The sequence below is a fragment of the Desulfovibrio sp. TomC genome, assembly GCF_000801335.2.
Taxonomy (GTDB): Bacteria; Desulfobacterota; Desulfovibrionia; order Desulfovibrionales; family Desulfovibrionaceae; genus Solidesulfovibrio.
In genome coordinates, this window is record NZ_JSEH01000007.1 from 51,346 (window position 1) to 72,000 (window position 20,655).

24 protein-coding genes and 1 tRNA gene are annotated in these 20,655 nt (G+C 63.5%); 11 read left to right on the forward strand and 14 right to left on the reverse strand.

The window, feature by feature from the left end; all coding sequences use genetic code 11:
- Positions 1-2: 2 nt before the first annotated feature.
- From NY78_RS08230 to NY78_RS08260, 7 genes are all read left to right on the forward strand, one after another.
- Complete coding sequence (locus NY78_RS08230) at positions 3-935, forward strand: carbohydrate kinase family protein (protein ID WP_043634247.1); 933 nt, start codon at positions 3-5, stop codon at positions 933-935.
- A gap of 75 nt (positions 936-1,010) precedes the next feature.
- A complete protein-coding gene (thiL, locus tag NY78_RS08235) occupies positions 1,011-1,973 on the forward strand; it encodes a thiamine-phosphate kinase (RefSeq protein WP_043634250.1) in 963 nt (320 codons plus the stop codon).
- 3 nt (positions 1,974-1,976) lie between these two features.
- Positions 1,977-2,828, forward strand: coding sequence for a DMT family transporter (locus NY78_RS08240; RefSeq protein ID WP_043634253.1), 852 nt, complete (start codon positions 1,977-1,979; stop codon positions 2,826-2,828).
- 196 nt (positions 2,829-3,024) lie between these two features.
- The gene (locus tag NY78_RS08245; protein ID WP_231583849.1) at positions 3,025-3,330 is read left to right on the forward strand and encodes an SAM-dependent methyltransferase; all 306 of its coding nucleotides are present in this window, start codon (positions 3,025-3,027) and stop codon (positions 3,328-3,330) included.
- 123 nt (positions 3,331-3,453) lie between these two features.
- A complete protein-coding gene (locus NY78_RS08250; protein WP_043634255.1) occupies positions 3,454-3,714 on the forward strand; it encodes a hypothetical protein in 261 nt (86 codons plus the stop codon).
- Between the two features lie 183 nt (positions 3,715-3,897).
- Positions 3,898-4,701 (forward strand): sulfite exporter TauE/SafE family protein, encoded by an 804-nt coding sequence (locus NY78_RS08255; protein WP_043634257.1) that lies wholly within the window; start codon positions 3,898-3,900, stop codon positions 4,699-4,701.
- 26 nt (positions 4,702-4,727) lie between these two features.
- Positions 4,728-5,972 carry a NupC/NupG family nucleoside CNT transporter gene (locus tag NY78_RS08260; protein WP_043634259.1) on the forward strand — a complete coding sequence of 415 codons (1,245 nt, stop codon included), beginning with the start codon at positions 4,728-4,730 and terminating at the stop codon, positions 5,970-5,972.
- Here NY78_RS08260 and NY78_RS23590 read toward each other — a convergent pair.
- The gene (locus NY78_RS23590; protein WP_082139923.1) at positions 5,884-6,663 is read right to left on the reverse strand and encodes a potassium channel family protein; all 780 of its coding nucleotides are present in this window, start codon (positions 6,661-6,663) and stop codon (positions 5,884-5,886) included. The two genes, NY78_RS08260 and NY78_RS23590, sit on opposite strands and share 89 nt — an antisense overlap.
- 60 nt (positions 6,664-6,723) lie before the next feature.
- On the reverse strand, positions 6,724-7,713 hold the full coding sequence (locus tag NY78_RS08270; protein WP_043634265.1) for an HD-GYP domain-containing protein: 990 nt from the start codon (positions 7,711-7,713) through the stop codon (positions 6,724-6,726).
- Positions 7,714-7,895: 182 nt separating this feature from the next.
- Between NY78_RS08270 and NY78_RS08275 the strand changes: the two genes are divergently transcribed.
- Positions 7,896-8,540 carry an SOS response-associated peptidase gene (locus NY78_RS08275; RefSeq protein WP_043634268.1) on the forward strand — a complete coding sequence of 215 codons (645 nt, stop codon included), beginning with the start codon at positions 7,896-7,898 and terminating at the stop codon, positions 8,538-8,540.
- Positions 8,541-8,630: 90 nt separating this feature from the next.
- On the opposite strand, the gene NY78_RS08280 is transcribed toward NY78_RS08275, so the two are convergent.
- Positions 8,631-10,280 (reverse strand): PAS domain-containing sensor histidine kinase, encoded by a 1,650-nt coding sequence (locus NY78_RS08280; RefSeq protein WP_043634272.1) that lies wholly within the window; start codon positions 10,278-10,280, stop codon positions 8,631-8,633.
- Between the two features lie 179 nt (positions 10,281-10,459).
- Between NY78_RS08280 and NY78_RS08285 the strand changes: the two genes are divergently transcribed.
- Complete coding sequence (locus NY78_RS08285; protein ID WP_043634275.1) at positions 10,460-10,798, forward strand: hypothetical protein; 339 nt, start codon at positions 10,460-10,462, stop codon at positions 10,796-10,798.
- A 33-nt stretch (positions 10,799-10,831) separates the two neighbouring features.
- On the opposite strand, the gene NY78_RS08290 is transcribed toward NY78_RS08285, so the two are convergent.
- The 5 genes from NY78_RS08290 to NY78_RS08310 all read right to left on the reverse strand — a co-directional run bounded on the left by NY78_RS08290 (position 10,832) and on the right by NY78_RS08310 (position 15,954).
- Positions 10,832-12,943, reverse strand: a complete 2,112-nt coding sequence (locus tag NY78_RS08290; RefSeq protein ID WP_043634278.1) for an ATP-grasp domain-containing protein — start codon at positions 12,941-12,943, stop codon at positions 10,832-10,834.
- 102 nt (positions 12,944-13,045) lie between these two features.
- Positions 13,046-13,732 (reverse strand): 2-oxoacid:acceptor oxidoreductase family protein, encoded by a 687-nt coding sequence (locus tag NY78_RS08295; RefSeq protein WP_082139924.1) that lies wholly within the window; start codon positions 13,730-13,732, stop codon positions 13,046-13,048.
- Positions 13,729-14,565 carry a 2-oxoacid:ferredoxin oxidoreductase subunit beta gene (locus tag NY78_RS08300; RefSeq protein WP_043634281.1) on the reverse strand — a complete coding sequence of 279 codons (837 nt, stop codon included), beginning with the start codon at positions 14,563-14,565 and terminating at the stop codon, positions 13,729-13,731. The genes NY78_RS08295 and NY78_RS08300 overlap by 4 nt, the downstream gene beginning before the upstream one ends.
- A 1-nt stretch (position 14,566) precedes the next feature.
- Positions 14,567-15,709 carry a 2-oxoacid:acceptor oxidoreductase subunit alpha gene (locus NY78_RS08305; RefSeq protein ID WP_043634283.1) on the reverse strand — a complete coding sequence of 381 codons (1,143 nt, stop codon included), beginning with the start codon at positions 15,707-15,709 and terminating at the stop codon, positions 14,567-14,569.
- Positions 15,706-15,954, reverse strand: a complete 249-nt coding sequence (locus NY78_RS08310; RefSeq protein WP_043634285.1) for a 4Fe-4S dicluster domain-containing protein — start codon at positions 15,952-15,954, stop codon at positions 15,706-15,708. Before NY78_RS08310 ends, NY78_RS08305 begins: the two co-directional genes overlap by 4 nt.
- A gap of 162 nt (positions 15,955-16,116) precedes the next feature.
- On the opposite strand from NY78_RS08310, the gene NY78_RS08315 reads away from it, so the two are divergent.
- Positions 16,117-16,719: a peptidylprolyl isomerase gene (locus tag NY78_RS08315; RefSeq protein ID WP_043634288.1), complete on the forward strand. Its 603-nt coding sequence runs from the start codon at positions 16,117-16,119 to the stop codon at positions 16,717-16,719.
- A gap of 229 nt (positions 16,720-16,948) precedes the next feature.
- Positions 16,949-17,025 (forward strand) — tRNA-Arg (locus tag NY78_RS08320).
- A 253-nt stretch (positions 17,026-17,278) separates the two neighbouring features.
- Here the strand turns inward: NY78_RS08320 and NY78_RS08325 are convergent.
- Genes NY78_RS08325 through NY78_RS23040 form a run of 6 tightly spaced genes read right to left on the reverse strand, consistent with a single transcriptional unit; the run spans position 17,279 to position 20,654 of the window.
- A complete protein-coding gene (locus tag NY78_RS08325) occupies positions 17,279-17,956 on the reverse strand; it encodes a DNA-methyltransferase (RefSeq protein WP_082139939.1) in 678 nt (225 codons plus the stop codon).
- Positions 17,957-18,002: 46 nt separating this feature from the next.
- Positions 18,003-18,185: a Com family DNA-binding transcriptional regulator gene (locus NY78_RS23595; RefSeq protein WP_082139925.1), complete on the reverse strand. Its 183-nt coding sequence runs from the start codon at positions 18,183-18,185 to the stop codon at positions 18,003-18,005.
- 60 nt (positions 18,186-18,245) lie between these two features.
- Positions 18,246-18,401: a hypothetical protein gene (locus NY78_RS24600; RefSeq protein ID WP_156180889.1), complete on the reverse strand. Its 156-nt coding sequence runs from the start codon at positions 18,399-18,401 to the stop codon at positions 18,246-18,248.
- The gene (locus tag NY78_RS08330; RefSeq protein WP_043634290.1) at positions 18,398-19,252 is read right to left on the reverse strand and encodes a hypothetical protein; all 855 of its coding nucleotides are present in this window, start codon (positions 19,250-19,252) and stop codon (positions 18,398-18,400) included. The genes NY78_RS24600 and NY78_RS08330 overlap by 4 nt, the downstream gene beginning before the upstream one ends.
- The gene (locus NY78_RS08335) at positions 19,252-20,244 is read right to left on the reverse strand and encodes a hypothetical protein (protein WP_043634292.1); all 993 of its coding nucleotides are present in this window, start codon (positions 20,242-20,244) and stop codon (positions 19,252-19,254) included. The genes NY78_RS08330 and NY78_RS08335 overlap by 1 nt, the downstream gene beginning before the upstream one ends.
- Positions 20,244-20,654, reverse strand: coding sequence for a hypothetical protein (locus NY78_RS23040; RefSeq protein ID WP_053062160.1), 411 nt, complete (start codon positions 20,652-20,654; stop codon positions 20,244-20,246). The genes NY78_RS08335 and NY78_RS23040 overlap by 1 nt, the downstream gene beginning before the upstream one ends.
- Between the last annotated feature and the right edge of the window lies 1 nt (position 20,655).

A 20,655-nucleotide genomic window follows, 5' to 3' on the forward strand; every position in this document is an offset into this window, starting at 1 on the left:
CCATGCGCATTCTCGTTTCCGGCTCCCTGGCCTATGACCGCATCATGAGCTTTCCGGGCAGCTTTGCCGACCACATCCTGCCCGACAAAATCCATATCTTAAACGTCTGCTTCCTGGTCGATGGCCTGGAAGAGAAGTTCGGCGGCACGGCCGGCAACATCGCCTACTGCCTGCGTCTTTTGGGCGAAACGCCGACCATTGTGGCCACGGCCGGCAAGGATTTTGCCGCCTACGAAGCCTGGCTTCGCCACTGCGGCCTGTCCCTGGAGGGCATTCGCCGGGTCAACAGCGAATTCACGGCCGGGGCCTACATCACCACGGACAAGGCCGACAACCAGATCACGGGCTTTAATCCCGGGGCCATGAAGCATCGGGCCGAATACCCGGTCGACGACTGCGATCCGGCCGACGCCTTTGCGGTCCTCGCCCCGGGCAACCTCGAAGACATGCAGGACTACGCCCGCCGTTACAAGGCCAAGGGCATTCCCTGCATGGTCGACCCCGGCCAGAACATCCCGGCCTTTTCCGGCGAGCAGTTGACCGAAATGCTCACCGGCGCAACCTATCTCATCTCCAACGACTACGAGTTGCAGCTGATCCAGAATGCCACGGGCCTGACCCAGGCCGAGATCGTGGCCCGGGCCGGCTCAGTCATCACCACCCTTGGCGAAAACGGCTCGGTCATCCGCCAGGGAGCATCCGAAATCGTCATCCCGCCCTGCCCCGTGGCCGACGTCAAAGACCCGACCGGCGCCGGCGACGCCTTCCGGGCCGGCTTTATCAAGGGCCTGTCCCTGGGCAAGGCCCCGGCCGACGCGGCCCGACTCGGGTCGGTGTCGGCGGCCTATGCCGTGGAAAAGCACGGCACCCAGGAACATCAATTCACCTGGCAGGAATTTTGCGACCGCTACGCCGCCGCCTTCGGCCCCCTGTAGCCCGCCTGCCACCGCTCCACGCCGGGGACGTCGCGCCGTCACGCCGCCCGTCCCCGGCCAAAGGACCCCACTTTCATGGCCCGCATCACTTCCGAAGACGATTTTCTGGCCCTGTTGGACAGCCATTTTCCCCGCGCCGGAGACGGCATTGTCCTGCCGCGCGGCGATGACGCCGCTATCATTGCCTGTCCACAACAGTTGTGCGTCACCACCGACCTCTTTGTGGAAGACATCCATTTCCGACGGCGCTATTTCACCCCCGGCCAAGTCGGGGCCAAGGCCCTGGCCGTCAATATAAGCGACGTGGCGGCCATGGGAGCCGTGCCGACCGGTTTTGTCCTTGGTCTGGTCTGTCCCGACGACGCTGACCGCGACTACTGGGACGCCCTGCTGGCCGGCATGGCTGCCCTGGCTGCCCGCCACAAGGTGCCCCTGGTCGGCGGCGACCTGTCCAAGGGAGACAAAATCGCCGTGTCCGTCACGGCCTGGGGCGCGCCTGGTCCGTCGGGACGCCTGCTTACCCGGGGGAGCGGCGCGGCCGGCGATGTGCTCGTGTCTGTGGGCGACCTGGGGCTGGCCCGAGTGGGGTTGGCCGTCCTGGAAAAGGACGGCCTTCGTGCCGCAGCCGACTGGCCCGCCGCCGTCGCTGCGCATCTGTCCCCGGTCCCGCGTCTGGAAGCCGGCCTGGCCCTGGCCGCCATCCCCGGCGTGACCTCTTGCATGGACGTGTCCGATGGGCTGGCCCAGGATCTGCCGCGCCTGCTTCCCTCGGGCTGCGGGGCAGACCTCTTTTTCCCGCCGACCACCCTGCATCCGGAGGTGACGGCCCACGCCGCCGGCCATGGAAGACCGCCGGAAAAGGTGGCCTTTTTTGGCGGCGAGGACTATGCGCTGCTGGCAACAATCACTCCGGCCGCCCTGCCGGCCCTGCGCACGGCCCTGCCCGAGGCCAAACCCATCGGCCGCCTGACCGCCACCCCCGGGTATACGCTCAACGGCGCACCCATAAACGAACGCGGCTTCGACCACTTCGGCTGATTCATGGGACAACTTCTTTTCGGCGCGATCATTATCAGCTTTTCGGCTGTGTTCGTGAAGCTGGCCGGCGTCCCTCCGGCGGTGTCGGCCTTTTACCGCATGTTTTTTGGCGGCCTGACCTTGCTCGTCATGCTGGCCGCCACGCGAAACCTGTCCGCTGTACGTCGGAGCCTCGCCTGGCCGGCCCTGGCCTGCGCCGTGTTCTTCTGCGCCGACCTGCTGTGCTGGCACGCCAGCATTAACAACATAGGACCGGGACTGGCCACGCTGGTCGCCAATTTCCAGGTCTTTCTCATCACCCTCGTGGCCGCGATCCAGGCCCGCCGCCTTCCCCGGCCCGTGTTTCTGGCCGCCATGGGGCTGGCTATTGCCGGCCTCTATCTCGTCGTTGGCCACGGCTTTGCCAGTCAGACCCCGGAATTCCGTTTGGGCATCGGCTACGGACTGTCTGCCGCCGTATTCTATGGCCTGTTCATCCTGACCCTGAAAAAAGCCGTCACCGACGGCGGCCGGGCCGGCCCCATGGCGGCCATGGCCGTATTGTCTCTGGCCGGGGCCGTCCTGCTTGCTCCAGTGGTCCTTTTGGGGGGCGACAGTCTGGCCCTGCCGACGGCGACCAGCTTTTTTTCCCTCATGGGCCTTGGCATCATCGGGCAGGGCATCGGCTGGCTGGCTATTTCAACCGGGCTGGCCGGCGTCCGCCCGGCCCTGGCCGGGCTCATCCTGCTCTTGCAACCCACCTTGTCCTATGTCTGGGACGTGAGTTTTTTCGGCAAGACGACCGGCCCGGTGGAACTGTGCGGCGTGGCCCTGGCCCTGGCCGGCATCTACATCGGCTCCACCCGACCCAGCTGACCCTGCCTCGGGTCCCCGGAATCGCCATGGACGCAAGAGAAGGCTCATGACCTGAATTCCTTTTATGAAAAAACCGTCAGCCCAAGGAGGCTTCCATGGATCTTGGCCTCACCGTCATCGGCGTGGTGCGCTCGCCGCTCACCGACAAAGCTACGGCCCCGAAATTTGAAACCGACAACGCCCCCCGGCCGAGATCGTGCTCGACCCGGCCTATGCGCCGGCGGCCAAGGACTTGGCCGTGGGCCAGGAGATTCTCCTTTTCACTTGGCTGCATCAGGCTGACCGCACCTGTCAGGCCGTCCATCCCCGCCGCGACCTGAGCCGGCCGCTGACCGGCGTTTTTTCCACCCGCTCTCCGGACCGCCCCAATCCCATCGGCCTGCACCAGGTGCGCGTGACGGGCATCGCCGGCAACGTCGTCAGCCTGGACGCCCTGGAGGCCCTGAACCAAACACCGGTCATCGACATCAAACCGCTGGCGGATCGAGGCGGCAAAGACTGACGGCATAGTCGTCGCCATTGCCCTCCAAAACGGTTGTTTTTCGACCCAAGGCTTGCTATCAAAAGAAAATATTTTCGTATTGCACGATCACATCTCCACGCTTGCATCCACAAGGAGTCGTCCATGCCGAAGAAAGAACATGTGAAAAAAGTCAACGCCGTCATCTGCGCCTATTTCGCCCACACCGGCTATCTGACTCGGGAAGAAGCCAAGGAACTGTGCGGCCTGGAAGACAGTGGCTTCGAGGAAGCCTACAAAAAGGCCGGCAACATCTTTGCCAAGGTCGGCTCGGAGCCGGACAAGGGCGTCAGCAAACTGTTTACCCACCTGTCCCACGAAGTCGACGAATACATGAAGCACATCAGCGGCTACGGCATCGCCTAGTCCGCCTCCTCCAGGAAGCCCCGGCCCGGCCTTGTGCCCGGCCGGGGCTTTTTTATGACCGGCCCCGGTGCATCCGAAGAGCAAGCGGACTGTCACAGCGACGCAACGTGGACGCCAACCCTTTTCAATGCCGGCCTATTCCGTTACAGCCAGCCCTTGCCCGCAGCAATCAAGGAGTCGCCCATGCCGTCACTGTCGTTCATGCTCGCCTACCTCGTTTTCGGGGCGGTTGCCGGCGTCATCGCCGGACTGCTTGGGGTTGGCGGCGGCATTGTCGTGGTCCCGGCCCTGTTCTGGTTTTTCACCGCCCAGGGCTTTTCCCCGGACATCATCATGCAGATGGCCCTTGGCACGTCGTTGGCCGCCATCATGTTCACCTCAATCTCAAGCCTTCGGGCCCACCACCGCCGGGGCGCGGTCCTGTGGCCCATTGTCAAAGCCATCACTCCGGGTATCCTGATAGGCACCTTTGCCGGCTCCTGCGTGGCCGCCAAGCTCCCCACCGGCTTTCTCAAGGGCTTTTTCGTGTGCTTTCTCTATTACGTCGCCATCCAGATGCTGCTCAACATCAAGCCCAAGGCCAGCCGCCAGATTCCGGGCCAGGCCGGCATGTTCGGGGCCGGGTTTGGCATCGGCGCGGTGTCGAGTCTGGTCGGCATCGGCGGCGGCACCTTGTCCGTACCATTTATGGTCTGGTGCAACATCGCCATGCACACGGCCGTTGGCACTTCCGCCGCCATCGGCTTCCCCATCGCCCTGGCCGGAACCGTCGGATACGTCGTCAACGGCCTGGGCGCGGCGAATCTGCCGCCGCTGTCTTTTGGCTATATCTATCTGCCGGCCCTGGTCGGCGTGGCGGCTGTCAGCATCCTGACCGCTCCCTACGGCGCCAAGCTCGCGCACAAGCTGCCGGTTCCCACCCTCAAACGCTTCTTCGCCCTGTTCGTCCTGGCCATGGCCACGCGGATGCTGTGGGGCATGTTCTAACCCGCCGCAACAGAAGGGACCTCGCCATGCTGCAACCCCTGATCGGACTGGCCGTCATCCTGGCCGTCGCCGCGCTTGTGAGCGAACACCGGGGCAAAATCCCCTGGCGCATGGCGGCCGGCGGTCTCGGTTTGCAATTCGCCCTGGCGGCGCTGATGCTCAAGGCTCCTTTTTTGCGCGGCATTTTTCTCGGCCTCAATGCCCTGGTGGCCGCCATGGACGAGGCCACCCGGGCCGGCACGGCCTTTGTGTTCGGCTATGTGGGCGGCGGCCCGGCTCCCTTTGCCGCAACCGATCCGGGCGCGAGCTTTATCCTCGGCTTCCAGGCCCTGCCCCTGGTCATCGTCATCGCCGCCCTGGCCGCCCTGCTCTATTACTGGAATATCCTGCCCCATGTCGTCCGGGCCTTTTCCCTGCTGCTTGAAAAGGTCATGGGCATCGGCGGCGTGCTGGGCGTGGGGGCCGGGGGCTGCATCTTTCTCGGCATGATCGAAGCCCCGCTGCTCATTCGTCCCTATTTAAACCGCATGACCCGCAGCGAACTGTTTGCCATGATGACCACCGGCATGTCCTGCATCGCCGGCACCATGCTCATGCTCTACGCCACGGTCTTGAAATCCGTCATCCCCGATGCCCTGGGGCACATCCTGACCGCCTCGGTCATCCACGCCCCGGCAGCCCTGCTTATTGCCGGGCTGATGCTGCCGGAAACCGGCCAGCCGACCCTTGGCCGCACCATCCCCAAGTCCACGGCCTCAGGCAGCATGGACGCCATTGTGTCGGGCACGGCCGACGGTCTTCGCCTGTTCTGGAGCATCATCGCCACCCTGCTCGTCTTCGTGGCCCTGGTGAAACTGGCCAACATCCTTCTTGGGGCCATGCCCGATCTGGCCGGCGCACCGATCACCCTGGAACGGGCCTTGGGCGTCCTCATGGCCCCGGCCGCCTGGCTCATCGGCGTGCCCTGGGCCGAGGCGTCCACGGCCGGGACGCTCCTTGGCGCCAAGATCGTGCTCAATGAATTTATTGCCTTCATCGACATGGCCAAACTGCCGGCCGGGTCGCTGTCGGACCACTCCCGCCTCATTATGACCTATGCCATGTGCAGCTTCGCCAACTGCGGCTCGGTGGGCATCCTGCTGGCCGGCCTGACCTCGCTTTGCCCGGAACGCAAGGCCGAGATCACGTCTCTGGGGGGGCGGGCGCTGCTTGGCGGTGTGCTGGCGTCGCTGTCGACGGGTGCTGTGGTGGGGATTCTGGCAGCGTTTTAGCCGGAAGACTCCGCTCCTTCTCGGCCACATGCAAGCCGACAAGCCGGGCCATGAAAAAGACCATGTAGAACTGGCCGGCAATGCCCTCAAGCACGGACAGCGTCCGGGCCACCGGCGAAATGGGTACGATGTCGCCGTAGCCAGTGGTCAAGAGCGACACATAACTGAAGAAAAAGAGCAGCCGATCCTGCTCCTGATCAGACAGATTGTGCCCGTGGACCGTAAAATCAAAGGCTGCCGGGTTGATACGGACGACGAGAGAATAGAGTACATACCACATGGCTCCGATAAACATATAAACACACAAACCGCCAAGGACTGTATCCAGATCGACCCGACGTTGCCGGGACAGATACTGCGAAACCTCCACGGCCGTAAAAAGAATGACGCTGGCAACGAGAAAATCTCCAACAATATCTACATAGAGAAATCCTATTGTGTATTTTATCACAACAATAAAGGCGCAACATCCTGTCAGGACGCAATTTACATTGTTTAACAGACTTTTTCCGGCGATGCCCAAGGCTGCCAGCAATATCCCCAGAAAGAGGAGATCCTGTATGACAGCCCCTATGGCGCCGACGACAAACGGCGAGGCTATAAGCTGGAGCAACAAGGCCGCCAGCAGCCAGTGAAATCGTTTGCTGGTGGTGGTGACCGCTGTTGCGATATGGGGCGAGACGGTGGGCATGCGATATTCCTTTCGAAAAGGGCTACACGAGCCGGCAGCCGGCGGCAAGGAAGCAAGGGATTACAGCAGGGCCGCACCGCTTAACAGCATGACGAAGCGTTTGTAGAGGTCGACGTCAAAAGAGCCGGCCATTTCATGGCGCATGATGCGAAGGGCTTCAAAAGGACGCACGGCATCGGCATAGCAGCGTCTGGAGGTCAGGGCGTCGTAGACATCGGCCAGGGACACGGCCCGGACGTGGAGTGGGATAGCCTCGCCGGCCCTGCCTCCGGGATACCCCTTCCCGTCGAGCTTTTCGTGGTGCATGAGAATGCATTCCCGGGCCAGACGCGACAGGGACAATCCCCGGCAAAGCCGCACACCCAAAGCCGGATGCTCTTTTACGGTCAGAAATTCCCCGGGCGTGAGCCTTCCGGGTTTGGACAGGACGGCCGGGTCAACGGCCTCCTTGCCGCTGTCGTGCAACAGCGCCCCGACGCCGGCCTGGACGATCGTGGGCGTGGGCAGCCCCAGGGAACGCAGCAGAAAAACCGTGTACACAAAGACATGCACGCCGTGGCTGTAGACATCATAGTCATGAGCCATGAGCGCCCCCATCCGGGCCAGTCCGGCCTCGGAGCACAAAAACGCCACGCTATCGCGGGCATAGCCCACAAACAGCCGGCCATGCACGTCGGAGACGGCCTGGGGCAGGCGCTCCCGGATGAGATCACTGACGATGTCGCAGCAATTATGGTAAAAAACCGTAGCCTTGTCCGCGATGGGCAGTTGTGCGCCAAGAAGCGCCCCAGGCAAATGACGGCGCATGTAGGCGCGGTAGCTGTCCCGCTCGTCCCGGTGGATGAAGACCGTGCGCACGCCGTATTCACCCAGCATTTCCCGGCGTACCCCGGTGAGCGCTTCGCCGCTTCGGGCAAACAGGGTATGCGTATCGCCGTGGCGCAAATAGATATGAAATTCTCCCGGGGCATGGGGAAATATATGCCCCACCGGGATCGGGTGGTACTCACTGGCCGGATCGACCGACGGCGGCGGTGCAAGCTGCGTCATCGTGGGTTTGACTTTGTTACATTTTCTGTTCAGTTTTTTTGGTGATTTGCGCCCAGGCTCTCACGCCCAGTCTTTGAGCCGCTGTAATGCCGGCATTTTCTAAAACAAACCTTATTCCCTGGCCCGAAAGTCAACTTTCCTCCGAGGGTTAGCAAAACCCGGGCCGAAAAAGGGGGACCTTCATGTGCGGCAGATTCGCCCTGGCCGTGCCGCGTCGGCTGGTGGCCGAAGCCATGGGTGTACCGGATATGCCCGAGGTCCCGGCCCGACCGGAAATTTTCCCGTCGCAACTCATTGAAGCCGTGTTCACGGCCCGGGAGAGCGCACGGCGTATGGCCGGTCTTTTTCGGTGGGGATTTGTCCCGGTCTTTCTCAAGGACGATCCGGCAGCGCGGCCTATGATCAATGCCCGGTGTGAAACCGTGCTCACCCTGCCCTCGTTCCGGGCGGCGGCCCGCTACCGGCGCTGCATCGTGCCGGCCGAGGGCTACTATGAATGGCGCAAGGACCCCGGAGGACGCAAAACGCGGTTTTTCCTGAGCGTTCCAGGGACGCCAGTCCTTGGGCTCGCCGGCATCTATGAACGCGCAGTCACCACTGCCGGCGAGGTGCGCGACACCGTGGCCATTCTCACCCGGCCAGCCGAAGGCGTGGCGGCCGCTGTCCACCCCCGGATGCCGCTTGTCATCGCCACCCAGGCCATGGAGGCTTGGCTTGATCCCGGACGCACCGAACGGACGGACATCGAACCGCTGTTGGCTCTGGCTCCGCCCGGGGGACTCAAGGCCAGCGCGGCTCCGGGGGAGCCGTCGCTGCTGGTGCTGTGAGGAAGGAACCGCCCTGGAAGAGGGCCTTTGGGCGAGGAGTCGTTGCAGCGTGCGCCTAGCCTGTGAAAAAAGCCGGCGCGCTGCGGTGGGTCAGCCCTGCTCCGGCTCCGAAAGCGCTGCTGCGCTGGGCCGTTCGTAGGGGGCAACGAACGTAAAACAACTGCCCGATCCTGGCATGCTGGCAACCGTCAGCCGACCGCCCATGGCCTGGGCCAGTTTGCCGGCAATGGCCAGTCCCAGGCCCGCGCCGCCAAAACGCCGGGTCTTGCTGCCGTCGGCCTGACGAAATGGCTCAAAAATGGTCTCGCTCTGGTCAGGGGCAAGCCCGATGCCGGTATCGCGGACCGCCAGGGCGAGGACCACCGACGGCACTGGAGTCGCCATGTCTCCGGGAGGCTGGTCCTCGACGGTTGCCACGACTGCGATCGTGCCCGTTTCCGTGAATTTGACGGCATTGCTGAGCAAGGCAGCCAGGATCTGGCGCAGCCCGCCGCCGTCGCCGACCACCAGCTCCGGAATCCGACGGTCCACGGTCCAGGTCAGGGCCAGCCCCTTTTGTATGGCCGCCCCGCCAAAGGAATTGACCACGCCCTCAATGATATTGGCTACGCTAAAGGGCGCCCGGCGTGTCTGCACGTCTCCGGAATCGAGGCGGGCAAAATCAAGGACACTCTCCAGCAGGGCGGCCAGGGTGCGGCCGGATTCCTTGAGCGTCTCAATGAGTTCCTGCTGTTCGGCAGTCAGGGCCGTGATTCCGAGCAGTTCGGCCATGCCCAGAATGCCATTTAAGGGGGTGCGGATCTCATGGGACATGTTGTCCATGAATTCGTGCTTGAGCCGTTCAGCGGCCAGGGTGGCCTCCTCGGCCAGCCGACGATCCGTGACGTCTTCCATGATCCAGATGGAACCTTCCTGGGGACGGTCGGCGTACAGCACCTGGCCGATCAGGCGACACCAGAAATGCACACCATCGCTGCGACGCATGACAGAGACGGTGTCCACCCGCTCCCCTCGGCCAAGCACCGGGTAGAATCGTTGGCCAAAGGCTTCAAATGCGGCCTGGTCCAGATAAAACGCCGCCGTGGAAAGACCGGCCGCCTTCCCCTGCTCCAGGCTGAAAAGCTCGTGAAACCGCGGGTTGGCCCGCCGTACAACGCGGTCGGCGACAAAAGCGATGCCGATGGGGCTGTTTTCAAAAATGTAGTTGAGACTGCGGTGGGATTCCTCCAAGGCCTTTTCGGCCTTGCGTCGTTCTCCCATCTCGTGGCGCAACTCCTGATTGGCCCGTCGCAGGTCTTCGGCCCGCTCCGCAACGTCGCGTTCAAGCACAGCCAGGGTCTGCCGGTTTTGGGCATCCACCCTCTTTTGCGCCGTGATGTTGCGGGCAACGCAAACAACCCCGGCCATCTGGCCCGTTTGGTCCATGACCGGGGTTTTGAGCACTTGCAACCAGACCGAACGGTCATCGCGTTCGACAACATATTCAAACATCTGAGGCTGCCCGGAGGCCATGACTGTCTGATCGGCCTGGCGGTGGCGGTTGGCGCTGGAAGCCGGAAACGCCGTGAAATCGGTGCTGCCCACAATCGCCTGGGCCGGAATGCCGAACAGCTCGCAAAATGCCCGGTTCACATACCGATAGGTGAAGCTGGCGTCCTTGAAAAAAAAGATGTCCGACGAAGCATCCACCATGGCCCAACACAGGCTTGGGTCGAGAGGCGGCATTGCGGGGTCAATCATGAGGCCAACTCTAGCGCAGACAGCTTCGGTGCGGCAACGGATTTCATACTGGCAAGGCGTGGCCGGGAGACGGCGGGAAAACCGCTGGCGACGGCCTTCCCCGCCATTGCCGGGCCGAAGAAAATATGGTTAGGTCCAGCCCACATAACGCGGCCTTTGCCGGCCGCATGGGAGCATTCATGCGCAAATCCGCTTTGCCGGTGCTGTTGGCCACCAGCCTGTTTATCGCTTCGTCCCCGGTTTGGGCCGGCCAGGAACCTCAAGCCGCCCCCCCGTCCGAGCAGCCGGCAGCGCAACCGACAGCGCAACCAGCCAAGGCCAGCGGCCCTTCCACCACGCGCTCGGATGCGGCCGAAGCCCGCTACCGCGCCTGGGTGGACAAAGAGCATGCCCAGGACGCCGCGGAATTTGCCAAGGAAAAATCCAAGGTCGAAGACAAATACAAAGGCTACGTGCGCCCCAAACGGGAGAAAAAGGGCGGCAAGGCCGAGCCTGCTGACAAGCCGGCCAAGCCCTGACCCCCGCTTTCAGCCTGCTGCCTAGCGGCCGGCTTACCCCCGGCACAACGCCTCGGCCATGACGCCGGCCACCTCGCCCAGTTCGCCGCAGACCGTTATTCCCGCTTGCTCCAGACAGGCCAGTTTTTCGGCCGCGCCGCCGGGACGCTCCAAAAGCGCCCCGGCATGGCCAAGGGTGCGCCCCGGCGGCGCGGTCAAACCGGCCACAAAGGCCAGCACCGGCTTGGGGTAGACCGTACGCTGCACGTATTCGGCCAGCTCCTCCTCAGCCGTGCCGCCGACCTCGCCGATGACCATGACCGCCTTGACCCGCGCATCATCGCGCACCATCTCGCACAGCTCGACAAACCCCGCCCCGCCAAACGGATCGCCCCCGATGCCGACGGCCAATGCCTGCCCGATGCCGGCTGCCGTCAGTCGTGAAGCGACTTCGTAGGTGAGCGTGCCGCTGCGTGAAAAAACCGCCGTCGGTCCAGGCGAAAACGGTTCCACCGGCATGATGCCGGCCAGGAACTGCTTCCCCGGCACAATGAATCCCGGCGAATTGGGACCGATGACCAGCGTCCCCCGACCGGCCAGGGCAGCGCGCACCAGCAGCATGTCGCGCTGGGGGATGCCGTCGGTGATGCAGACAATGCGCGCCACGCCAGCGGCCGCCGCCTCCAGCACGGCGTCGGCCGCGCCGGGGGCAGGGACGAAAATGACGGACAGGTCGATATCGTGCTCGGCCACGGCTTCGGCCACGGTGTCGTAGACCGGCGTCCCGTCCACCATACTCCCGCCCCGAAACGGGGTGACCCCGGCCACCACCTGCACGCCATAGGCCCGCATCCGCTTCGCATGGGCGCTGCCGGCCCGGCCGGTCAGGCCCTGGATAAGCACCCGGGCGTCCGGTCCCAGATCGAGCAGACCCGGCAGTACCGGTCCGCGTGGACCACACCCGGCCCGGCGGATCACGGATCGGTTCAGCGGCGGCTGGGGACAGATTGCCGCCCCGGTCACAGCCTGGGGTCGCCCAGGGCTCGGCACAACTTCGGAAAGCATGGCCACGGCCTGATCCATATCCTCAGCCACCAACACCCGCCCCCCGGACATGGCCCGCAGCCGGTCCGCGCCGGCCTTGGCCGCATTGCCGGCAAAACGGACCACCAACGGCCGGCCCGGCCCGTCGCCAAGGGCCTTGGCCAACGCCTCGGCCACGTCGGCACAGGACAGGATGCCGCCGTACATGTTGACGCAGCAGGCTTCCACGGCCGGGTCGGCAAAAAGAAGGTCAAAGGCCGCCCGCAATCGGACCGCATCGGCCGTGCCGCCAAAATCAAGGAAATTGGCCGCCGGCAGTCCCGCCGCCCCCAGGGCGTCCATGGTGGCCATGGCCAGTCCAGCGCCGTTGGCCACCAGCCCCACCCGGCCGGACAAGCTCACAAACGACAGCCGATGGACAGCCGCCTGGCGTTCGGCCGGCGTGGCAAAGCGGTCGTCGCCAAACTGGGCCAGCTTCGGGCGCTGGGCCACGACGTTGTCATCGATGATGCACTTGGCGTCCAAGGCCACGAAGCGTCCCTCGGCCGTAACGGCCAGGGGATTGATCTCGGCCAGGAGCAAGCCGTACTCGGCCACGGCTCCAAAAAGCCGGCCAAGCAGGCTCTCGAAGGCGGCCCAGGTCTCCCGCTCCAGGCGAAGATGGAAAAAAGCGGCCCGGGCCAGCCAGTCCGGACAGACCAGCGACGGCGGCACATCCAGGACCAGCAGGTCCGGGGTACCGGCCAGCGTTTCGACATCCACGCCGCCCTGGCGGCCAAGGGTCAGACAAAAGCTCTTGCGCTGCCTGGAGACGCCAAGCGAGAGGTAGCAGGCCCGCGTATGGGCGACGGCAGCCTCCAGACGCAAAAAAGGCGGCGTCATGCCGCCAAATTGCCGGGCAAAAAGTGTGTCTGCGGCCCCGGCGAGATCGGCGGCGGCATCCACGCGGACCACGCCCCCGGCCTTGCCGCGACCGCCGCCAAGGGTCTGGGCCTTTACATAGTAGGGACCGGTGAACGGCGGGATCACCGGCGCGCCGCCGGGTTCAAGGACAAGGCCGGGCGGCGTCTGGATGCCGGCTTCGGCCAGAAGCGCCTTGCCGGCGTGTTCGGTCAACAGCATGGGCGCGCTCCTTGGGGGTGTCCGAGGCTGGTTGCGGGAGTTCTTCCGTCATGCCCGCCTTTACGGGAAAAAGCCACTGCCTCGGGCCATAATCCATCCGGTTCAATCGTCGGTCATGATGTTGGTCAGATCCATGCGCACCCCGTTGGTCTCCTCTTCCCCGGCCGGGTCCGGCAGGGCGATGGGCTGGCCGAAGTGCTTTTTCGCCTCCTGATAGCCAAGGTTCAAGGCCTTCAGGTTGGCGTCACGGATTTTCTCGGGCAAGGCGGTCTTGAGGCTCTTTCGCATGGCCTCGATGCGGGCAAAGGGCAGCAGAAAAGCCACCGCGCCCAAAGCCACGACATTGGTGGCCTGGGGCACCCCCACCTTCTCCCGGGCCAGCCGGGTGAAAGGCAGACCCAAAAAGACATTGGTCGGGCTTTGACGCACCAGTTCCGAATCGACCAACAGCGTGCCCCGGGGCTTGAGGTAAGAATAATAGCCGGCCGCAGCCTCCTGGGACAGGGCCACCAGCAGATCAAGATATTCGGTCTTGGGGTAGCTGATGGGTTCGGAGCTGACGACCAGATCCGACCGGCTGGCCCCGCCCCGGGCCTCGGGACCATAGCTCTGGGTCTGGGTGACGTAGTAGCCGTGCCCCAGAGCCAGGGCCTGGCCCAGGAGCTTGCCCATGGTCAGGATGCCCTGGCCGCCAAGGCCCGAGAGCCGTATTTCGTAGCGCGCCAGCACCTGCCTGACGCCGTTGCCGTTGGCCGCGCCGTTGCCGCTACCCTCTCCCGCCCCGCTCATGCCGCACCTCCCTTTTTCGCCCGCAGTCCCTGGCACATGGCCGCGTAGCGCGTCTCCAGTCCGGGAACGTCGCGGCGCACGAAACTGCCGATGGGAATCTTGCCGCCGGGGTCTTCCAGCTTGGCATACCGCTCCAGCGGCAGGCAGGAGTTTTTAAGCCAACGAAACATCTCCACCGCGCTTTTAAAGCCGTTGCCGCGCCCGTACTGGGTGAAGCACGGGGTAAGGGCCTCGACCAGATTGAACCCCGGCCGGGTCAGGGCGTCGGTCAGCAGCGCATCGAGTTCCTTGACGTGAAAGACCGTGCCCCGCGACACCCCGGCCGCCCCGGCCGCCCGGGTCAGTTCCACAATGTCGAAGGCGCTTTCCAGCTGTCCCATGGGGCTGGTGTGGGAATAGGCCCCTTCGGGGGTGGTGGAGGAGCACTGGCCGCCGGTCATGCCGTAGATGAAGTTATTGAGCACCAGGGCGGTCACGCCGATATTGCGCCGGGCGGCATGGATGAGATGGTTGCCGCCAATGGAGAAGGCGTCGCCGTCGCCCATGACTGCGATGACGGTGAGTTTGGGGTTGGCCATCTTGATGCCGGTGGCCACGGTCAGCGCCCGCCCGTGGGTGGTGTGCACGGTGTTGAAGTCCACATAGGCGGCGATGCGGCCGGAACAGCCGATGCCGGCCACGATGACCACGTTGTCCTTGGCAAGGCCCAGGGCATGCACGCTTCGCACCAGGGAGCCAAGCACGATGCCATGGCCGCAGCCCGGGCAAAAGACGAGCGGGAACTTCTTGTTATGCCGCAGGTAATGGTGGATCAGCTGGGTGATTTCGGCCATGTCACGCGATCTCCTTGAGTATCTGGGAGGGCGTTATGATCTGTCCGTCGATACGGTTGATGGTGCGCACGGTGGTATGCCCTTCGTTGACCCGTTTGACCTCGCGCGAGAGCTGCCCCATGTTGAGTTCCGGCACCACCGCCAGCCGGGTGGAGCGCAACAGCGGCTCCACATGGCGGCGGGGGAAGGGATAGAGGGTCTTAAGCACCAGCAGCCCCGCCCGAACGCCGGCTTCCCGGGCTTGCCGCACCGCCAGCCGGGCCGAGCGGGCCACGCAGCCATAGGCAATGACCACCACTTCGGCGTCAGCCGTTTCGACATGCTCGACGAGCTGGATGTCTTCGAAAAACCGGTCGATCTTGCGAAACTGGCGTTCCGTGAGCGCCCGCACTTCCTCGGGCCGGCTGGTGGGAAAGCCCTGGGCGTCGTGGGTCAGCCCGGTGACATGGAAGCGGTAGCCCGAGCCTATGGGCGGCATGGGCGGCACGCCGCGCATCGTTTCCTCAAAGGGTTTGTACCATTCCGGCGGCATGGTCGGGGTCAGGCGGGAGACGATCTCGAAATCGCCGGGCTCGGGCAGGCTGATCTTTTCCCGGGTGTGGGCAGTGATCTCATCAAGCAGCAAAATGACCGGGGTACGGTACTTTTCGGCGAAATTAAAGGCCGTAACAGCCATCTCCACACACTCGGGCACATCAGTGGCCGAAAGGACAATGATGGGGTGATCGCCGTGCGCCCCCCAGCGGGCCTGCTGCACGTCGCCCTGGCCCGGGCTGGTGGGCAGACCGGTGCTGGCCCCGCCGCGCATGACATTGACCAGGACCAGCGGCGTCTCGGTCATGGCCGCATAGCCGATCTGCTCCTGCATGAGTGAAAACCCCGGGCCGGACGTGGCGGTCATGACCTTTCGCCCGGCCAGTGAACCGCCTATGATCGCGCCCATGGAGGCGATTTCGTCTTCCATCTGAATGAAGACCCCGTCCGGCACATGGGGCAGGCGCTTGGCCATGCATTCCATGATTTCCGTGGACGGAGTGATGGGATAGCCGGCATAGAAGGAGCAGCCGGCGGCGAGAGCCCCTTCGACCACGGCCTCGTTGCCGAGCAGAAAGGCTTCGCGTCGTTTGTTTCGCGGGGTGGTCACGGGGTCTCCTCCTTGCTGTCGAGGGGAGCGGATTCGGGCGGTACCGGCTCGCCTTCCGGAATCACCACAATGGCGAAATCCGGGCAATGCGGCTCGCAAAAACCGCAATTGACGCAGGCCTCCTCATTGACGACACGGGCCTTGCCGTCCAAGCCGACGGCAAGCACCTTTTTGGGGCAAAACGCGGCACAGATGCCGCAGCCCTTGCACCAGTCCGGATAGATAACGACACGATTGCGTCCCATGTTTGACTCGCTTTTGCCATCACCGTGGAGAAAGGATAGAAATTGCAGCGATCATTGACGCGAACCGGGAAAATTGGCAACGGTCAAAGCCGGTTATTTTTTTGCTCGACGAAATTGAAAAATTCTCATAGGGCGATAAAACTTTTTCCGGAGGTTGACGTTATGGTTTCAAAAGGCCGCGTGAACTGGTTGGGGGCGATCCTTGCCCTGTGCTGCGTTCTGGCCGTAACCCTGGGGGGCACGTCCGCCGCCTGGGCCAAGGGAGGAAATCCGATGGTCAAACTGACGACCAACAAAGGCGATATCGTTATCGAACTGGACCAGGAAAAGGCCCCCATCTCTTCGGCCAATTTCCTGAACTACGTCAAAAAGGGCCACTACGACGGCCTGATCTTCCACCGGGTTATTCCCGGTTTCATGATCCAGGGCGGCGGCATGGACAAGACCATGAAGGAAAAGAGCACCGACGCTCCGATCCAGAACGAGGCCAAAAATGGCTTGAAGAACAAGGCCTACACCTTGGCCATGGCCCGCACCGGCGATCCGCATTCGGCCACGGCCCAGTTTTTCATCAACGTGGCCGACAATGGCTTCCTGGATTACCCCGGCCAGGATGGCTGGGGCTATGCAGTGTTCGGCAAGGTGGTCTCGGGCCAGGAAGTGGTGGACGCCATCAAGGCCGTGCCGACCATGACCAAGGGTTTTCACGAGAACGTGCCGGTTTCCCCGGTGGTGATCGAGAAGGCCGAGGTGGTCAGCGAGTAGCCGACCTCCCGTTTTCGTTGCCTGCCAAGACCGCTCCGGTGAACCGGGGCGGTCTTTTTTTCGGTTTTCCGGCCCGCAGCCTTGTGCATCTTTGGAGAATCTTTTTCCGGAGCATAGGCATTGGGCCGTGTCTTGCCGACGCCCAAGCTCCCTTTTCAAAAAAAACAGGATGACCGGCAATTTCTTGTTGACGGTCCCGGGGTCTTTCCGTAGATACCTCCTTCTCGGCGCGCCCGTAGCTCAGCTGGATAGAGCGCCGGACTACGAATCCGTAGGTCAGAGGTTCGAATCCTCTCGGGCGCACCAGATCTTTCAAGGGGTTACCAGAAATGGTGACCCCTTCTGCTTTGGCAAGCCTCATTTTGTCCCCACCATGTCCCCATTCCGTCCGGGATGCCCCGGGAAACATTGTAAGCACTCAACCAAAATGAGAAATCGTTTCATTCAAAGTGAGAACTTCTGTCTCTCTCTGACTTCTCATTTTGGTTGAAGCGACCTCACGCCGGTAGCCGCCCTTCTTGGGTATATTTTGAGTATAGGCGACTGTTCAAGGATGCCACTACGATTTAAGATGGGCAAGCTCGACGGCAGCGATCCGCTCGGCTGCCAGCGAGGCGTATTCGCTCGATAGCTCCACACCAACAAACCGTCGCTCGGTCTCAATGCAGGCCACTGCCGTGGTGCCTCCACCCATAAACGGGTCCAAGACGGTGCCACCCTCCACCACAACACCAAGCAGGTCCACGAGCAGCGGAAGCGGCTTGCTGGTCAAATGGATTTTCGCGGCCGCATTTACCGCATGGTTGAAGACTCCAGGGAAACAACGCCGAGTAAACGTCCTGGCTGGAGCTTTGACGGCGTGAATCACGAACTCGGCATCACGTCGGAAGCTCCCCAGCATAGGCCGGGCGCTTGGCTTGTGCCAAACCACGATGCCGCGCCATTCGAACCCGGCGGCCTGGATCGCGTCGGTCATGACCGGGAGCTGCCGCCAATCCGAGAAAACCAGAACCGGCGCACCAGGCTTGGCGAGTCGCCAGCACTCGGACAGCCATAACGTGGCCCACATGGTGAAGGACCGCTGGTCCTTGCAGTCGCCGAGCATGGGCGGGTAGGTCCGCTTTGTGCCGCTCGCCTGGTACTTCTGGGCCGGGTCGGCGCGGCGGGCTCCGGCGTGAAGGCCACCACTGGAATACGGCGGATCGGTCAGGATAGCGTCGACCTGGCCGTCCGCCATGTCTCGCAGGACGGCCAGGGCGTCGCCTTGGTACAATATGCCATTGTCAAAGACCTTGGTGGTTAATGCCACGTGAGGGCTCCTTTTTTGGGGCTCTCAGGCGCTCTAGGTCGGGGTTCGTGGCCCTCACATGGTTGATAGCCCCACACCTGGGGCACTTGATGGAGAGGCTAAGCGCCTCCCCTTTGGCCAACAATCTATTGCACTTGCCGCACCGTATATCCCTCATTCCCTTCTCTTTACAGGTTGTGCTTGCCCTGCTACGCCCGTCACACCCCTGGTCGCCAGATCATGGGCAGGGAGCGCGGTAGACCGTGGCCTGGTCGCGAAGCGAAGGGATGTAGTTCTCCCGATGCCCGCCAGCGGCCATACCACCGGGGTTGGCGGTCGGATCATAGTCGTTGGGGTTGTAAAATGCGTCCAAACGGTCGGCGGCCTGACTCATGCCACCACCTCCTTGATCTCAAAGGCCATGCCGTTGATGTTGCAGGCCACATGCTCAAGCGGCGAGAGCTGGCGCAGGCGGCCAAGGAATGACCGCTGCTGCATGAGCAGGGGATTGGCCGGATCGAACACGAAAAAGACCTCGCCCGAGATGTCCAGGGCGCGGGTCATGGCCAAGGCCTGGTTGGTGGCTTCGATGCGGTCCATGTAATCGAGACGAAAACTGACGACGCGGTACGGCGGCCGCTCCTCAAAGTGTTCGGCCCCGGACAGGGATGCTTCGGTCAGGGTGGCCGATTCCCAGGCCAGGGACACGCCGTAGGAGAAGTTAAAGTTGGGCTGCCAACCAGGAACCACCACCAGCCGGGACAGATCGATGTAGCCGGCCGGGTTGGCCTGGTCGTCGATGTCAACAGACAGGTAGCGGCAAAAGACCTGGCGCGGCAGCAGGTGCAGGAAGGTCTTGGACATCCGGGCCACATCTTCGGGCAACACGCGACCGGACCACCAGTTGTCGGCTTCCCACTCCAGCTCGGCCGTGGCGTAGACCGGCGGCCAGACGTCGCTCCATCCCGAGTCGGCCCGGAGGATGGTGCGGGCGGCGTCGGCAAAACACCGGATACGGATGCGGGCCGAGGGCGAAAGGGTGTGGCTGGGGATGGCCACCACCTTGATGGTGCGGTCCCGGGACAGGTCCACGTCAAAGCGCGTGGCCTCCAGAGACAGGCCGGCGGTCCTGGCCACCCGGGTCAGAAAGCGGTCCCGCAGGTTGACCAGGGGCGTTTGCCAGACCCCGCCGGCGAAGGCGGCTTGGTCGGCGTAGTTGGGCCAGCAAAGGAGACCGGTCGCCATCAGCCCACCACCTCCAGGGTCACCCGGCCGGTCTCATATTCCTCGGCCATGCCGATGACGACAAAGAGCCGGCCGGCGGCCAACCCGAACCGGGGCAGCTGCACCGCGACCACACTTCCCAGGTCCAGGCCCCGGACATACTCCCGTTTGACCGGCAGCTTGAGCCGCAGCCGAGATGCCCCATGCAGGGCAAGCAGGCGCTCGGCTTCGGCCCGGGCCGCGTCGGCATCGTCCAGGGTGGTTTCGACGGTCAGTTCCGGAGCGAGCCGATGGACGTCCCGGATCGTCGTATCCTCGACGGCGACCGTGCGGGAGGTTTCGGCCAGCCAGGCCCGGCGCTCGTCGGCCACGCCGCCGGCCAGATCGTTGTCGTCCTGCCGGCTCCAATTTCGCTGGTAGTCGAGCGCCACCCGGTACACCGGCGTGCCGTCGGCCAGATCGTGAACCGGCAAAATTTCCAGACCCTCGCCGGCATCGAGCAGCTCAACCGTGGTCAAGGTGGCGGCTGGCTCTCCGGCCGGGGCCTCGAAACGGCCAACGGTCAACCGGCCCAGGCGGTCGAAGCTCCACCAAGCCCCGATGGACGCGCACAGGTCGTCAAAAATCGTGTCCACGTCCGTTTTACTGCCGCCGTCCTGGGAATAGCCGACCAAGGTGGGGTTTACCGCGTCCAAATTGGTAAAGGTGACAAGGTCCAGATCGGTTTCGGCCAGACCGGCCCGGGTCAAGGCAATGCGGCGGATGATGGCGGAAACAGACCCGGCAAAGACGCCGCCGGTGGCGTCGCCGTCCACGTCGGCCGTGACAGACCCGGCCGGCCTTGTCCACAAGCGGAGCAGGCCGGCAGCCAAACAGGTGGCGTACTGGCCGGCGGCAAACGTGGCAGCGGTGAGCGCGGCCACGGTCGGATAGTCCCGGGTCGGGGTCAGGGCCATGGCCGCAAGCTCTTTTTCGGTTCTCTGGCCAACCATGGCGGCGCGTTCCATATTCATTACAAGCCTCCCCGCATCGGGCTGTCGCCCTTGGGAATGCGTCCCAGCGGGCAAAACTGGTTGGTGCAAATGGCGTCCACCATGCGCTGCATGACTTGCGTGTTGAGCACGACCTGGTCATGCAGGCTGGTGGCCAGGGACTGGTAGGCCTCGACCAGCTTGACGTTGTCCTTGTAATACGAGGTCACCAGCCGCAGATCCTCGCCGTAGGTCTTGAGAATGCGGTCCATGTCCTCGCGGTAGCGGGACAGGTCCACCCGGCGGCGGCGATCCTCGACCTGCCAAAAGATGACGATCAGCACCACGAGGCCCATGGGTGTCAGCGTCACGAGCGAGGCCAGGAGAACGAGCGTGCCGGCGTCGAGGTTGCCGAGGAGTTTGAAAAGCGTCGCCGCCAGGGTCTGGTCCATG

Bases quoted from the DNA above. Each gene is read 5' to 3' on its own strand.
- NY78_RS08230 (WP_043634247.1), top strand. From the start codon at position 3: ATGCGCATTCTCGTTTCCGGCTCCCTGGCCTATGACCGCATCATGAGC.
- NY78_RS08330 (WP_043634290.1), bottom strand. From the start codon at position 19,252: ATGGCGACCGGTCTCCTTTGCTGGCCCAACTACGCCGACCAAGCCGCC.
- NY78_RS08300 (WP_043634281.1), bottom strand. From the start codon at position 14,565: ATGGCCGAAATCACCCAGCTGATCCACCATTACCTGCGGCATAACAAG.
- NY78_RS08315 (WP_043634288.1), top strand. From the start codon at position 16,117: ATGGTTTCAAAAGGCCGCGTGAACTGGTTGGGGGCGATCCTTGCCCTG.
- NY78_RS08240 (WP_043634253.1), top strand. From the start codon at position 1,977: ATGGGACAACTTCTTTTCGGCGCGATCATTATCAGCTTTTCGGCTGTG.
- NY78_RS08295 (WP_082139924.1), bottom strand. From the start codon at position 13,732: ATGAGCGGGGCGGGAGAGGGTAGCGGCAACGGCGCGGCCAACGGCAAC.
- NY78_RS08285 (WP_043634275.1), top strand. From the start codon at position 10,460: ATGCGCAAATCCGCTTTGCCGGTGCTGTTGGCCACCAGCCTGTTTATC.
- NY78_RS08250 (WP_043634255.1), top strand. From the start codon at position 3,454: ATGCCGAAGAAAGAACATGTGAAAAAAGTCAACGCCGTCATCTGCGCC.
- NY78_RS08325 (WP_082139939.1), bottom strand. From the start codon at position 17,956: ATGGCGGACGGCCAGGTCGACGCTATCCTGACCGATCCGCCGTATTCC.
- NY78_RS08290 (WP_043634278.1), bottom strand. From the start codon at position 12,943: ATGCTGTTGACCGAACACGCCGGCAAGGCGCTTCTGGCCGAAGCCGGC.
- NY78_RS08255 (WP_043634257.1), top strand. From the start codon at position 3,898: ATGCCGTCACTGTCGTTCATGCTCGCCTACCTCGTTTTCGGGGCGGTT.
- NY78_RS08270 (WP_043634265.1), bottom strand. From the start codon at position 7,713: ATGACGCAGCTTGCACCGCCGCCGTCGGTCGATCCGGCCAGTGAGTAC.
- thiL (WP_043634250.1), top strand. From the start codon at position 1,011: ATGGCCCGCATCACTTCCGAAGACGATTTTCTGGCCCTGTTGGACAGC.
- NY78_RS24600 (WP_156180889.1), bottom strand. From the start codon at position 18,401: ATGAGTCAGGCCGCCGACCGTTTGGACGCATTTTACAACCCCAACGAC.
- NY78_RS08275 (WP_043634268.1), top strand. From the start codon at position 7,896: ATGTGCGGCAGATTCGCCCTGGCCGTGCCGCGTCGGCTGGTGGCCGAA.
- NY78_RS23040 (WP_053062160.1), bottom strand. From the start codon at position 20,654: ATGGACCAGACCCTGGCGGCGACGCTTTTCAAACTCCTCGGCAACCTC.
- NY78_RS08260 (WP_043634259.1), top strand. From the start codon at position 4,728: ATGCTGCAACCCCTGATCGGACTGGCCGTCATCCTGGCCGTCGCCGCG.
- NY78_RS08280 (WP_043634272.1), bottom strand. From the start codon at position 10,280: ATGATTGACCCCGCAATGCCGCCTCTCGACCCAAGCCTGTGTTGGGCC.
- NY78_RS08335 (WP_043634292.1), bottom strand. From the start codon at position 20,244: ATGAATATGGAACGCGCCGCCATGGTTGGCCAGAGAACCGAAAAAGAG.
- NY78_RS23590 (WP_082139923.1), bottom strand. From the start codon at position 6,663: ATGCCCACCGTCTCGCCCCATATCGCAACAGCGGTCACCACCACCAGC.
- NY78_RS23595 (WP_082139925.1), bottom strand. From the start codon at position 18,185: ATGAGGGATATACGGTGCGGCAAGTGCAATAGATTGTTGGCCAAAGGG.
- NY78_RS08310 (WP_043634285.1), bottom strand. From the start codon at position 15,954: ATGGGACGCAATCGTGTCGTTATCTATCCGGACTGGTGCAAGGGCTGC.